The 12769-nt window shown below is 74.4% G+C and carries 11 protein-coding genes and 1 pseudogene; 7 read left to right on the forward strand and 5 right to left on the reverse strand.

Features of this window, described 5'->3' with window-relative positions; translation table 11 throughout:
• Position 1: 1 nt before the first annotated feature.
• Positions 2-2965 carry a hypothetical protein gene (locus BLS95_RS44550; protein ID WP_143044148.1) on the reverse strand — a complete coding sequence of 988 codons (2964 nt, stop codon included), beginning with the start codon at positions 2963-2965 and terminating at the stop codon, positions 2-4.
• A gap of 157 nt (positions 2966-3122) precedes the next feature.
• On the opposite strand from BLS95_RS44550, the gene BLS95_RS44555 reads away from it, so the two are divergent.
• From BLS95_RS44555 to BLS95_RS44570, 4 genes are all read left to right on the forward strand, one after another.
• The gene (locus BLS95_RS44555) at positions 3123-4106 is read left to right on the forward strand and encodes a hypothetical protein (protein WP_090945664.1); all 984 of its coding nucleotides are present in this window, start codon (positions 3123-3125) and stop codon (positions 4104-4106) included.
• Positions 4106-4471, forward strand: coding sequence for a GntR family transcriptional regulator (locus BLS95_RS44560; protein ID WP_090945665.1), 366 nt, complete (start codon positions 4106-4108; stop codon positions 4469-4471). Before BLS95_RS44555 ends, BLS95_RS44560 begins: the two co-directional genes overlap by 1 nt.
• A 51-nt stretch (positions 4472-4522) precedes the next feature.
• The gene (locus tag BLS95_RS44565; RefSeq protein WP_090945666.1) at positions 4523-5080 is read left to right on the forward strand and encodes a TetR/AcrR family transcriptional regulator; all 558 of its coding nucleotides are present in this window, start codon (positions 4523-4525) and stop codon (positions 5078-5080) included.
• 69 nt (positions 5081-5149) lie between these two features.
• Positions 5150-6814, forward strand: coding sequence for an alpha/beta fold hydrolase (locus BLS95_RS44570; protein WP_090945667.1), 1665 nt, complete (start codon positions 5150-5152; stop codon positions 6812-6814).
• A 13-nt stretch (positions 6815-6827) separates the two neighbouring features.
• On the opposite strand, the gene BLS95_RS44575 is transcribed toward BLS95_RS44570, so the two are convergent.
• Entirely contained in the window at positions 6828-7649 is an 822-nt protein-coding gene (locus BLS95_RS44575) for an alpha/beta fold hydrolase (RefSeq protein ID WP_090945681.1), read from the reverse strand.
• A gap of 59 nt (positions 7650-7708) precedes the next feature.
• Between BLS95_RS44575 and BLS95_RS44580 the strand changes: the two genes are divergently transcribed.
• A complete protein-coding gene (locus BLS95_RS44580) occupies positions 7709-8581 on the forward strand; it encodes a LysR family transcriptional regulator (protein ID WP_090945668.1) in 873 nt (290 codons plus the stop codon).
• A 74-nt stretch (positions 8582-8655) separates the two neighbouring features.
• On the opposite strand, the gene BLS95_RS44585 is transcribed toward BLS95_RS44580, so the two are convergent.
• The gene (locus BLS95_RS44585) at positions 8656-9114 is read right to left on the reverse strand and encodes a winged helix-turn-helix transcriptional regulator (protein ID WP_090945669.1); all 459 of its coding nucleotides are present in this window, start codon (positions 9112-9114) and stop codon (positions 8656-8658) included.
• Positions 9115-9174: 60 nt separating this feature from the next.
• Between BLS95_RS44585 and BLS95_RS44590 the strand changes: the two genes are divergently transcribed.
• Positions 9175-9840, forward strand: coding sequence for an NAD(P)-dependent oxidoreductase (locus BLS95_RS44590; protein ID WP_090945670.1), 666 nt, complete (start codon positions 9175-9177; stop codon positions 9838-9840).
• On the opposite strand, the gene BLS95_RS44595 is transcribed toward BLS95_RS44590, so the two are convergent.
• Complete coding sequence (locus BLS95_RS44595; RefSeq protein WP_176993718.1) at positions 9759-11093, reverse strand: MFS transporter; 1335 nt, start codon at positions 11091-11093, stop codon at positions 9759-9761. The two genes, BLS95_RS44590 and BLS95_RS44595, sit on opposite strands and share 82 nt — an antisense overlap.
• Before the next feature lie 81 nt (positions 11094-11174).
• Between BLS95_RS44595 and BLS95_RS44600 the strand changes: the two genes are divergently transcribed.
• The gene (locus tag BLS95_RS44600; protein ID WP_218136284.1) at positions 11175-11720 is read left to right on the forward strand and encodes a CGNR zinc finger domain-containing protein; all 546 of its coding nucleotides are present in this window, start codon (positions 11175-11177) and stop codon (positions 11718-11720) included.
• 490 nt (positions 11721-12210) lie between these two features.
• Here BLS95_RS44600 and BLS95_RS44605 read toward each other — a convergent pair.
• A pseudogene (locus BLS95_RS44605) lies at positions 12211-12769 on the reverse strand (hypothetical protein); the annotation flags it as partial.

Below are 12769 nucleotides of genomic sequence, written 5' to 3' on the forward strand. Positions count from 1 at the left end.
GTCAGCCGAGCTGGTCACGCAGCCGCGCGCACTCGCGTACGAACCGGCTGCGGCCCCCGCTCGCCGCGTACGCCGTCACCTGCGGGATCGCGCCGCGGGCCGCCGCCCAGGTGGCCGTGTCCGCCGCGAGCGCCATCGCCTCGGTGTGCACGACCGCCGGCCGCTCGCCGGGGCCGGGCAGCAAGGTGGGCAGCAGGGTCGTGAGGAGCCGCCAGACGGCCGCGTACGCGCCCTGCCGCGCCGCCTCCGTCAGCACCCGCACCACCGCCCGCTCCTCGAACCGGGGCGTACGCCGGAGCAGCAGCGCGACCTGTTCACCCACCGCCTCGGCCGGTAGGTCGCCCCTGGCCGCCATCCGCAGCAGCAGCGGCGGCGCCTCCGGGTGCCCGGCGGCCACGAAGTAGGCCAGGGTGAGGGCCATCGCCTCTCCCGTGGGCCCGTCCGCGTCGGCCAGCGCCCGTACGAACACCGACGCGATCGTCGGGTGGAGCAGGAACGGCAGGTAGTTGACCGCCACGACCTCCCGATGCGACGGCAGCACCGCCGGCCACCAGCCGGTCTCGGCGCCGTGGTCGTCCCAGCTCCAGCGCGAGGGCTCGCGCAGCAGCTCGTCGAGCAGGTCGTGGCCGGTCGGTTCGGCGCGCAGCCGCGGCACGAGCCGGATCTCCCACGGCCGGTGGTCCGGCTCGTGCTCGTCGAAGTACCGGTCGCTGGCGCCCTCCAGGTAGCCCCACCGCAGGCCCGTGTCCGGGTCGGGCAGCCCCTCCCCCGCCAGCCAGGCGGCGGCGGTCGCGGCGGCCGGCGAGCAGACGTGCGCGGCCCTTCCGGCCGCGTCGGGGTGGCGTCCCCTGGGCACCCGGAGCAGGGCCTGCGCCAGGTCGGCGGGCAGCGGCTCGGCGCCCGCCGCCGCGCACTCCGCCAGCCGGTCCACCAGCACGTCCGGGTCGAGGTGGCCGGTCGTGAGCGTGGGCGTGGCCAGCAGCACGGGCGGCAGCGTCCCCGCCCGCAGCGCCACGTAGACCTCGCTGAGCCGGTGCAGCACGAACAGGTGCGGCGGCGAGACCTGCGACGGCTGCGGCAGGCGGCGTGCGCGGCGCGACTCCACCGCCGGGTCGGGCGGCGCGGGCTTCATGAACGGCGGCCGGGACCCGGCGTAGGCGATCCCGATGCGGAAGCCGCGCGGCTCGCCGGGCGCCGGCGGCGGAACGCGCAGCCCGTCGCGCATGGCCGCGACGCGCTCCTTGGACACGCCGATCCCCAGCAGCTGCTCGAAGATCTCCTCGCGGACGTGCTCGGGCCAGCGCCCGAACGCCCGCTCCGGCTCCCCCTGCTCCTCCTGCTCCGCGTCCTCCTCCTCGTCCTCGGTGTCCGGTGCGAGCCGGACACGCACCTGGAAGCTCGCCCCCGCCCACGGGTCGAAGGGCTCGGGCTCGGCCGGCCCGGGGTCGGTGCCGGGCGCCAGCACCTCCTGCGCCAGGGCGGTGAACCAGGACCGGGTGTCGACCCAGCTCTCGCGCTGGAACAGGTAGGAGTTGTCACCTCCGTAGTCAGGGGCCAGCGTCCGCCGCATCCCCTCCCGGTCGCCGGCCGCCTGCCGCACGAACGCGGCCAGCCACCGCTCGTAGTCTGGCCACTGGTACATGTTCCACGGCAGGTGCAGGGTGGGCTCGGGGAACGGCTCGGGCTCGGAGGGCGCGGGCAGCGGCGGCGGGGTGAACACCTCGTGCCGCTCCTGGGCCGCCACCTCCCCGCCGTACACGGCCGCCACCCGCGCGCCGAGCGCCGGCGGGAGCATCGGCACGGCCTCGGCGACGGCCTGCCCGCCCGGGGCGAAGGCGGCGGCGTGCTTGAGCGCGATCCTGGCCGCCCGCCCCTGGACCTCGTAGGAGGCGTGCCCGAACGCGGCGGCCAGCGCGGGCGCCAGCTCGGCGGCGTACGGCAGCTCCCGCTCCAGCCAGCGCAGGCCCTCCAGGGCGAGCTTGGCCTCGGGGCGGAAGGCCAGCGCGCCGATCGCCTCGATGATCTCGGCTTCCTCGTGCGGACCGCCGTGCCTCACCTGGGCGAGCGCCAGCTCGGCGACCGTGCCGGGGGTGGCGGGCAGCAGCCGCAGGTAGTCGCGGACCCGGGCGGCGGCCTCCTGCGGCGTAGGGTCGAGCATCCGGTGCAGCCGGACGAAGAAGCGCAGGTCCATCGCGTCCCCGCCGCGCAGGAAGCGGCGCAGGCAGCCGTCCAGCAGCTCCGCGCGCGACACCCGGCCGGTCGCCTGCAACCGCCGGAGCAGGGACAGCCAGGGGGTGGGAACGGGCTCCAGGCGCTCCTCGCGCAGCACGCGGCCGGCGCCCTCGGCCTCGAAGATCCGCGGCAGCAGCGGGCCGATCAACGGGTCGCCGGCGGCCGGCCGGGTGCGCAGCCAGGCGATCACGAGCGGGTCGTGCTCGGGCGGCGGGGCGCCGCAGGCCCGCAGCAGCGCCAGCGCGAGCGGGGCGGTGTCGCGGTCGCCGGCCGCGCGGACCTTCCCGGCCAGCCGGACGGCCACCTCGGCCTGCCAGCCGGCCGGGCGCGCGGTCAGCACCCGGATCACCTCCTCCACCCTGGCCGGGCGGCGGCCGGTGAACTCGCGCCGGGTCAGCCAGGCGACCGTGGCGGCGGGACCGGCCAGCACCCCGGCACCGGCGATCCGCAGCGCCTCCCCGTGCCCGTCGACGTCATCCCCCTCCTCGTCCCACGGCCCAGGGCCGTCCCCTTCCTCATCCCACCCGCCGTCCCATTCGTCCTCCTCGCCCAGGCCGGACGACCAGAGCTCCGCCCTGCGGCGGTCGGCGGCCTCGCGCAGTTCCGCGCGCAGGTCGGGCAGGCGCCGGGCGACCTCGGTGCGCTCGGGGCCGGACAGGGCGATCACGAGGTCGGCCAGCCCGCGGGCGTCGCGGGCGGTGATGCGGTCGCGGACCCGCTCCCAGGCCGTCATGCGGCCGCCTCCGCGGCATCGGAAGTAGCTGAACACGTCATGCGTGGCACCTTAGAGATCATCTCCGACAATCCATCGGGTGCCAGGCGTCGGTTCTCAGCCATGGGCCCCAACCGTTTGTAGTGTTATAGTCAAAAGCAAACAGTTGGAGGGTGCCGTGATCGGTTCCACGAGTTCGACTGACTTTGCCGCGGCGGGGCGGATCCGCCGGCTGGTCCTGACGGCGGCGGGCCCGGTGGCGCTCGTGGCCCTGTCCCTCACCCTGATCGCGATCCTCGCCGGCGGCCTGCCCCAGCGCATCCACCTGGTGAGCGGCGCCATCCACACCGAGGCCGTGGGCAGCCGGCCGGTCTGGTCCTCCCAGCCGCTCTACGGCACGGCGGTGTGGCTGGAAGGGCTGTTGATCTTCACCTTCCTGCGGTCCTGGCGAGTGCCCTCAGTCCAGCGCGTGCTGGTGGCCCTGAGCTTCGTCCTCGGTCTGGCGGTCCCGGTGACGGGGGTGCTGTCCGTGCTGGAGAAGGGTGACCTGTTGAAGGGCGCGCTCTGGCCGGGGTGGCGGGTGGCGGAGATCGTCGCCGTGCTGGTGGCGGCCTGCCTGGGGTGGCTGGCGGCCGGGCGGCTGCCCAGGGCCGCCGAGGTGACGGCGGCGCCGCCGTCGCAGGCGCCCGCCCTGCCGCTCGGGCCGTTCCAGCGGGTCATGTTCGTGACGTATATGTGGTCCTGGCGCAGGTTACTGATCGCCGGGATGCTGGCGGCCCTGACGGCCTGGGTCATGAGCGACGGCGGCAACGGCTGGCTGGCACCCGGCGCGTGCGGGCTGCTGACGCTATACGAGGCGGCGCAGGTGAGCACCCGGCTGCAGATCGACGCCTCGGGCATCACGGTGACGCCCCGGTGGGTGCCCGCCCTGGCGCGGCGGATCCCGTACGGTATGGTGCGCTTCGCCGAGGTGAGGAGCGAGCCCCCGCGCCAGGCCGACGACCGGGCCGACGGGTGGCGCATGGTCAGCGGGAAGGGGCCGGTGCTCGCGGTCTCGCTGGCCGACGACCGGTGGTTCCTCTACTCCACCAAGGAGGCGGAGACCGCCGCGGCGCTGGTCAACGGCTGGCTCAACCGGGAAAGACGGGCGGAGATGGCATAGTGCTGATCACGGTTGACTCCTCCTCGGCGCAGCCGCTGGCCGACCAGGTGGCCAACTCCGTACGGGCCGCCCTGGCGGGCGGGCAGGCCGCGCCCGGCGACCGGCTCCCCTCGGCGCGCAACGTGGCCGCCACCCTCGGCATCAACCTGCACACGGTGCTCCGCGGCTACCAGCAGCTACGCGACGAGGGGCTGGTCGAGCTGCGCCGGGGGCGGACCGCCGTCATCACCGGCACGGCCGACCAGGTACGCCTCCAGCTCACGGCGGCGGCCGAGGAGTTCGCCAGAGCCGCCCTGCACGCCGGGGCCACCGACGAGGAGGCCCTCGACGCGGCCCGGCAGGCGCTCGCCAACCTACGGGAGTGAACCAACTCCGGCGAGGTTGCGAAAATAAGTAGATCGGTCTATTTTAAATGCATGGGAAAGAAAGGGACCGAGACACGGGTCCGCATCCTGGAGGCGACGCAGGAGCTGGTCGAGACCGCGGGATACGCCGGCGCCGGGCTCAATCAGGTGATCGCGGCCAGCGGCGCGCCCCGCGGCTCGCTCTATTTCCACTTCCCCGACGGCAAGGACCAGCTCATCGGCGAGTCGATCCGGCGCGCCGGGCAGGCGATCGACGCCGCCGTCGAGGAGCTGGCCGCGTCGGGCGCGTCGGCGGCGGAGTTCGTCGAAGGGGTGCTGCGGCTGCTGGGCGACCGGCTGGAGGAGTCGGGCTGGCGCAAGGGATGCCCGGTGGCCACCGTGGCGCTGGAGATGGCCGCCGCCAGCGAGCCGCTGCAGCAGGCCTGCTCGGACGTCTACGCCTCATGGGAGGCCGCGTTGCGCAGACGGCTCGGCGGGCGTCCGGACGCCGACGACCTCGCGGTCACGATCCTGGCCCTGATCGAGGGGGCGCTTCTGCTGGCCAAGGCGCACCGCAGCAGAGAGCCGCTTGATCGCGTCTCCGGCCGGCTCGCCGCGCTGCTGAGCTGACCCAGCCCGCCGCACAGGCGGGCTCTCTTTTGCCCGAAAAATATGTAGACCGATCTATTAAGGAGTCTCATGGACGCGATCGTCTTCGGCGCGGCCGGCTTCATCGGCCGGTCCCTCGTCGCCGAGCTGCTCGGCAGGGGCCGGCGGGTGGCGGCGGCCGTACGGAACGACACCCTCACCCCCTGGCTGCACGCGCAGAACGTCGACACCGGCGGGCTGACCGTCGTCACCGCCGACATCTCCCGGCCGCTCACAGGGCTCCCCCACGCCCGCGACGTCTACAACACCGCGGCGCGCTTCGCGTTCGGCCTGGACCTGGCGCAGGCGCGGGCGGCCAACGTGACCGGGGCGCTCAACGTGCTCGAATGGGCCGCCACGCTGCCGGACCTGCGCAGGCTCGTGCACATCAGCGGCTACCGGGTGAGCGACGCGGACCCGGACCGCGCCGGGCTGGGCGCGTACGAGGCGTCGAAGGCCGCGGCCCATCACGCGGTCCGCGCCAGGGCCCGCGAGCTGGGGGTCCCGCTGACCATCGCCAATCCCAGCACGGTGATCGGCCCCGGCCAGTACATCGGCCTGGCCTCGCTCGTGGAGAATCTGTGGAACGGGCGGCTGCCCGCGCTCCCCGGCGGCCCCGACGTCTTCGTGCCGATCGTCACCGTCGACTACTTCGCCCGGTTCCTGGCGGAGATCCCCGCCTCCCCTGCGGGAGAGGACTACTGGGTGCTCGACGACACGACTCCCCTCCTGCCGGAGCTGGTCGGCACGATCGCCGATCACCTGGGGGTACGGTCGCCGCGCCGTACCGTCCCCGTCGGCCTCGTACGCCGCCTGCCGCGCCGGATCACCGGCACTGACCCCGAGACGCTGTCGTTCCTGTCGGCCGACCGCTATCCGACGGCCTCCGCCCGCGCCTTCGCGGACCGGGCCGGCCTGGAGATGCCCCCGGCCGCCGACGCCCTGCGCGCGTGGGCCGACGACCTGGTGGCCGCCCGATTCGGGGGCGCGTCGCCATGGCTGCGTCCCTACGGATTCCGCGGGCGTACCTGGGTGATGGGTGAGCCTCACCGGCCCGCCCACGTCCTGCTGCACGGGCTGCCCATGAACGCCGACCTCTGGGCACCGCTCGCCGCCCACCTGCCCGGCCCGATCCTGGCCCCCGACCTGCCCGGCCTCGGCCGCTCGGCCCCCACCGCCCAGGCCATGGACGCGTGGCTCGCCGACCTGATGGCCCCGGTACGGACCCGGCCCACGCTGGTCGCGCACTCGCTGGCCTGCGGGCCCGCGCTCCGCTTCGCCGTCGAGCGGCCGGACCGCATCAGCGGGCTCGTGCTCGTCGCCCCCGCGTTCCTGCAGCCGCCGGGTCCGTGGCTCACCCGCTCGGTCCTGGCCGTAGCACTGCTGCGCCGCATGTCCGCCGCCCGCCTGGCCGCCACGCTCGGCCTGCCCGAGGGGCCGGAGGTGGCGAGCGCCGCGGCGGACCTGCGCCGTCCCGGGGTGGCGGGCCGCGTGGTCGCGGCGATGCGCGCGGCCTTCGCCGAGCGCGAGACCTCACGGTCGCTGCTGGAGCGGGTACGCGTCCCGGTCGAGATCATCGTGGGCTCGGCCGACCCGCTCGCCACCGGCGCCGGCCACCCGGTGACCGAGATCGCCGGGGCCGGGCACTATCCCCAGCTCACCCATCCCGCCCAGGTCGCCCGGCACCTCGGCGCTGTCGCCGACCCGATCGGGTGACCCCGGCCCGCCGTCATTCCAGGAAGAAGTCCGCCAGGGCCCGGGTGACCGTGGCGGGGTCGTTCTCCATCGGGATGTGGCCCGCCTCGGGGATGCGCACCAGCGTGGTGGCGGGCATCTCGGCGGCGAAACGCTCGGCGTACCGGATCTCCTGGAAGGTGTCGTCCTCGCCCCAGATCAGCAGCTTCGGCGTCGGGTCGGACTTCAGCGCGGGCACCAGGTCGAGCGTGTAGCGGCTGTCGGCGGCGCCCGCCAGGGCCATCCACGACCGGCAGACCCGCTGATCGGACCAGGGGTCGACGTAGTCGGCCAGCTCGGCCTCCGTGGCCGGCCGGGCCAGTGCGGTCGTGACGGCCGTGAGCCGGGCCGCCCGCAACTCCGCCGCGGTGGTGGCCGCCACCACGTCCGGGTCTCGGTAGCGGGCCACGCCCGGCACCGGCCACGAGTCGTACGTGACCGAGTTGACCAGCGCCAGCCGCCGCACCTGCGGCCCGTCACCGGCCAGCAGGTGCTGGGCGAGCGCGCCGCCGATGTCGTGCCCGGCCACGGCCAGCGGCCCCGCCACCCCCAACGCCTCGGCGAACCGCGCCACCCATCCGGCCAGCGCCGGCACGGTCGCCGACGCCGCCGTCAACTCCCCTTCCGAGCGCCCCAGCCCCGGCAGGTCCACCGCGACGGGACGCAGCCCGGCCGCGGCCAGCCCGTCGATCACCGGAAGCCACACCCGGCTCCAGTAGGTGCCGTGCAGCAGCAGCACCGTGGGCCACCCCGGCTCACCCGCCGTCAGGTAGCTCGCGCCCAGCCCGTCTACGTCGATCGTCATTCGCTTGGACATGCCCATAACAATCGGGATCTGGATACCGGGCCGTCAAATATCATTTAGGGTATGCGGGCATGACGCCGGTGCAGTTACGCGTGCTGATCGCGGTCGCCGAGCACGGCGGTTTCACCGTCGCCGCCGACCACCTGGGCATGTCCCAGCCCGCCGTCAGCCGCGCCGTCACGAGCCTCGAACGCGAGCTCGGCGCGGCCCTGTTCGTACGCCACCGCGACGGCATCGCGCTCACCGAGGCCGGCAAGAGCGCCGTCGACCGCGCCCGCGAGGCACTGCGTCACTTCGACCTCATCCACGCCGACGTGGCGGCCGCCGCCGGGCGGATCACCGGCGAGCTGCGCCTGGCCAGCCTCCCCAGCGCCACCGGCACCCTGATCGCCCCCATGCTGCGCGCCTTCGCCGACCGCTATCCGCAGGTCCGGGTACGCCTGTTCGAGGGCGTCGACGACGACATCCGCGCCTGGTTGCGCGGCGGGGCGGCCGAGGTCGGCGTGGTCACCCTGCCGGTCTCCGGCCTGCACACCATCCCGCTGAGCACTCACGACATGGTCGCCGTCGTCCCCGCCGGGCACCCGCTGTCCGGCCGGGCGGTGGTGCGGCTCGGCGACCTGGCCGGGCATCCGTTCATCCTGACCACCGCCGGCTGCCGCCCGCTGATCACGGCGGCGGCGCACTCCGCCGCGGTGGAGCTGGACGTGGCCTTCGAGGCCAGCGGACCGGCCGCCATCCTGGAGATGGTGGCCGCCGGGCTGGGCGTCAGCATCGTCCCTACGCTGGGCCTGCCCGCCGACCTCGGCAACGCCGTCACCCGGCCGATTGAGCCGAGGACGACCCGCTCCCTGGCGCTCGCCCTGCCGTCGATGACCGGCTGCGCCCCGGCCGCCCGCGCGTTCATCGAGACCGCCGCCGAGTCCGGGCACCTCCCCCGATGACGAGCACCGCGTTACCGGCTATTTCCACTTGACCAGCAACGCCTCCGTCGTGTGTCATCTCGCCGTGCTCGCGCTCAGCGGGGACGAGCCGGGGTGAGGTCGGCGGTCGCGGGCGGCGAAGGTGGGCCGGTGGTGAGGTCGGGGGTCCGGCTCAGCGGGGTCGGGTCCGGTGCGGAGTCGTGGGCCAGGCGGGCTTGGAGCAGTGCGGGGAGATGGTCCTTGCTCCACGCGCGGGCGGCCTCGATGAGGGTCAGGAGGCTGCGTCCCAGCGGAGTCAGCTCGTACTCGACCCTGGGCGGGTTCTCGTCGTAGGCGGTGCGCGTCACCAGGCCATCGCGCTCCATCGCCCGCAGCGTCTGGGTGAGCACCTTCGGCGTGATGCCGCGGAGCGGGACCTTGAGCTCGTTGAAGCGGCGACGGCCTCCTTCGAGGCACAGCACCACCATTCCGGTCCACTTGTCACCGATCTGGATCGGCAACGCGCTGGACGGGCACACGGGGTCGAACATCTCCGGATCCAACGGCTCGGCCATGAACGCGAGGCTAGCCCAGTATCGTTGAGGTAACCAGTATCCGCTGGATACCGTCCCCGCATGAGCAGAATCGTCATTTTCGGAGCGGGCGGCCGGGCCGGGCGGGCCGTCATGGCCGAGGCGCGTGACCGCGGGCACCACGTGACCGCCGTCGTCCGTGACCCGGGCAGGCATCGTGACCTCGCGGCCGAGGGCGTCCCGGTGGTGCGGGGGGACGTCACGGACGCGGCGCGCATCCCCTCGATCGTCCGCGGCCACGAGGCCGTGGTCCACGCGGTGACCCCGTTCAGCGGGCCGGAGCAGGGCTTCGCCGACCTCGACCCGGAGTTCTTCGTCAAGGCCGCCGACGCCCTGCTGCACGGCCTGGCCGAGTCAGGTGTCCACAGGCTCCTGGTGGTGGGGCTGTTCGCGAACCTCCAGGGCCCCGACGGGCGCCCGGTGATGGACGACCCCGCGGCCTTCCCCCCGGAGATCCGGCCGTACGCCGCGGCGCACACCGCCGGCCTGGACCGGCTCAGGGCGCGGGACTCGGTGGTCGACTGGCTCATGCTCACCCCGCCCGCGCTGCTGCGGCTGGACTCCCCCAGGACGGGCCGGTACCAGGTCGGGGGCGAGACCGCGCCACCGGCGCCGGCGCAGTTGTCCTATGCCGACCTCGCCGTGGCGATGATCGACGAGATCGAGACGCCGAGGCACCACCGCACCCGCATCTCGGTCTTCTCCTGAGCCGGCCGGAGGCGACGTAGCCGGGGCAACCGGCGGCGAGCCGGGCCGCCCGACCCGCCGCCCGGTGTGGGGCGGTAGGCGACGGCGGTGAGGATCGCGCCTGCCAGGGCGGCGGCCGCCGCGGCGGCGAACGCCGCGGCTCCGCTGTCGTGCGGACCGGTGAGCCGGCCGGCGACGGCGGTGCCCACGCCGTAGCCGGTCCACATGAAGGTGTTGAGCCAGGCGAAGACCTCGGTACGGTAGCGGGCGGGGGCGTGGTCGGCCAGCAGGACGGGCTGCAGGGCGTCACGCGGCCCGGTCACCAGCCCGGCGACGACGATCAGTACGGCGAGGGCCGCGAACCCCGGGACAAGACCACCGCCGAGCAGGACGACGGCCTCGGCCAGCGACAGCAGCACGAGCAGGCGGCGACCGGTGACCGGCCAGGCCCGTGCGCCGTACGCCAGTGTGCCCGCCAGGGCCCCGGCCGACAGCAGGCCCATGAGCACCCCGGCGGAGGCGGCCGAGCCGGACGTGGCGGCCGCGGCCACCGTGCCGATGCGCAGGCAGCCGAAGGAGAAGGTGCCCAGAGCCGCGATGACCAGCAGGACGAGGGTGGGGTGGTGGGCGAGCGGTCCGGCCAGCCGGCCCAGCCGGGAGCCCGGTTCGGTGGTGGGTGGCGAGGCCGGCGTGGCCTGCCGTACCGCCCGGGAGCCGAGCAGCAGCGCGGTACCCACCGGCAGGGCGGCACCCGCCGCGATCACCACTCCCTGGACCGGCAGAACCAGGGTCAGGACCGGCACGAGCAGGGGGCCGGCGAGGAACGTCAGCTCGTTGACGGCGTTGTCCACCGCGTAGGCGGTGGGTAGCGAGGCGGCCGGGACGAGGTGTGGCCAGGTGCTCCTGATGACGGCGGCGGCGGGCGGGGTGGTGGCGCCGGCCAGTGCCGCCGCGCCGATCATCGCGGGGGCGTGGGCCTGCAGGGCGAGCAGCAGCAGGGCGTAGGCGAGCGCGTGAGCGGCCAGGTAGGCGGTGAGCGTGGCCCGGGGGCCGAGCCGGTCGGCCAGCCGCCCGCCGAGCGGGGCGCACACGGCCAGCGCCAGGGCGTGGCCGGTGAGGACGAGCCCGGCCGGGGCGTAGGAGCCGAGCCGCTCGACGGCCGCCAGCAGCAGCGCGAGGCTGAGCACCGGGGTGCCGATCTTGACGACCAGTCCCACGGCGAGCAGGTAGGGGACTCCCGGGTGGGCGAACAGGCGGAGGTAGGGCGCGATCACGGCGACTCCGTTACCATCTAATCGGATTTCGCCTATGACACATGAAGGGGAGTTACTGGTCAAGTGGAAATAGCCTGTAACGTGACCCGGCAGGCCCCGCGGATCGTCGAGCTGGTCAACCTGGCGACGGCGCGCCTGCGGGGTGGCGCGCCGGCCGAGCCGCTGGCGGGCGAGGAGCTCGTGACGGCGTTCGCCGCCGGGCTCGGGGACGACACGCGGGCGGCGCTGCGGGCCGGCCCGGACGCGGGAGCGGGCCTGGCCGCGCTGGCCACCGAGCTGCGGGAGGCGCTGCTGGCCGAGCGGCCGGCGGACCAGGCCGCGCGCATCAACGCCATGATCCGCCGGTACGGCGCGCAGCCCTACCTGGTCGAGGATGTCGGCCAGCCGTTCCACCTGCACTTCCACGGCTCGGGCGGCACTCCGGTGGAGGCGCTGGGCGGCGAGTTCGCCACCGCGCTGGCGCTGATCGTGGACGGCTACGGGCCCGCCCGGTTCGGCCAGTGCGAGGCGCAGCAGTGCGAGGCCGTCTACATCGACCTGACCCGCAACGGCTCGCGACGCTACTGCGGCGCCGCGTGCACCGCCCGGGCCAAGAGCGCCGCCTACCGGACCCGCCGCCGAGGCTGAGCCGGGCGCGCTACTGGCGGCGGCATGCTTCAGCGGCGGCCACCGCGCGCTCGACATCGACTGCGGCACGGGCGGCGGCTTCCTGTGGACGGCCGCCCCACCGGAGCCCGGTGATGTCCCCCTGGAAGGCCGCGGCACCGCGCCAAGCCGGCGGCCTGAGCCTGCGCGAGCAGCTCGTCGCCACCGCCGCCCGGCTCATCGGCGAGCGCGGCACCGCCCCGCTCACCGTCCGCGACCTCGCGCGAGCGGCCCAGGTGGCCGACGAAGTCCGTGCGCCAATACCGGTGCGTCCACCGCGAATTGCCCATGTTGGCGCAAAAACCAAGTGCGTGGCGCGGGCCCGGCGGGTCCGCCCGTCTCCTCGTGAACCCGGCTGCACGTTGTCGGGCCATCAAACTCGGTGGCCGGCTACGTAGGGATGAGGAGACGGGCGGAGCACCCGCCGCTTGACCTTCGACGCCTTACGGTGGTGAGACGGGGCGAAGGCCGGTCACTTTCCGCCGCGCAGGACCTGGATGGTCTTCGAGGTCGTGATCGGCGCGAGGGAGCTGTCGTCGGTGTAGGGGCGCATCGACTCGTTCGTCACCGTGATGGTCACCGTGCCGTGGTTCAGCGCGGTGAGCGTGCGGGTTTGAGGGTCGAGGATCGCGACCTTGCCCTTGCGGCGGGCGGTGTCGGTGGCGTCTTTACCGCTGCCGATCGCCAGGGTGGATGAGCCGTTCCAGTCGACCGACATCGGGTAGCGCAGTGGCACCACGCGGGTGCCCATGGACACGCCCTGCGGCTGCACGATGCTGCCGGAGAGCTGCGCTGTCTCGTGCACCTCCAGCGAGTCCGGGGCGTCGAGTGTGATGGACTGTGCGAAGGCGCGGACCTCGGCCTCGATCCACTGCTGGTCAGCCTTGCGCCGCGGGTCCACGGACCAGTCCACCCACCCGGTGAAGCCGCCGCGGTCCGGTGTGCCGTACGGGTCCTTGCCGGAGGACGGCAGCACCATGTACGGGACGCCCTCGACGCGGTGGACGTCGGCGATCTGGGCGTGGGATCCG

Origin of the sequence: Nonomuraea jiangxiensis, from assembly GCF_900099965.1 — a bacterium.
GTDB classification, from domain to species: Bacteria; Actinomycetota; Actinomycetes; order Streptosporangiales; family Streptosporangiaceae; genus Nonomuraea; species Nonomuraea jiangxiensis.

Excerpts from the sequence above, each read along its gene's own strand:
- BLS95_RS44550 (WP_143044148.1), bottom strand. The coding sequence starts at position 2,965 with ATGACGGCCTGGGAGCGGGTCCGCGACCGCATCACCGCCCGCGACGCC.
- BLS95_RS44565 (WP_090945666.1), top strand. The coding sequence starts at position 4,523 with ATGGGAAAGAAAGGGACCGAGACACGGGTCCGCATCCTGGAGGCGACG.
- BLS95_RS44570 (WP_090945667.1), top strand. The coding sequence starts at position 5,150 with ATGGACGCGATCGTCTTCGGCGCGGCCGGCTTCATCGGCCGGTCCCTC.
- BLS95_RS44575 (WP_090945681.1), bottom strand. The coding sequence starts at position 7,649 with ATGTCCAAGCGAATGACGATCGACGTAGACGGGCTGGGCGCGAGCTAC.
- BLS95_RS44580 (WP_090945668.1), top strand. The coding sequence starts at position 7,709 with ATGACGCCGGTGCAGTTACGCGTGCTGATCGCGGTCGCCGAGCACGGC.
- BLS95_RS44585 (WP_090945669.1), bottom strand. The coding sequence starts at position 9,114 with ATGGCCGAGCCGTTGGATCCGGAGATGTTCGACCCCGTGTGCCCGTCC.
- BLS95_RS44590 (WP_090945670.1), top strand. The coding sequence starts at position 9,175 with ATGAGCAGAATCGTCATTTTCGGAGCGGGCGGCCGGGCCGGGCGGGCC.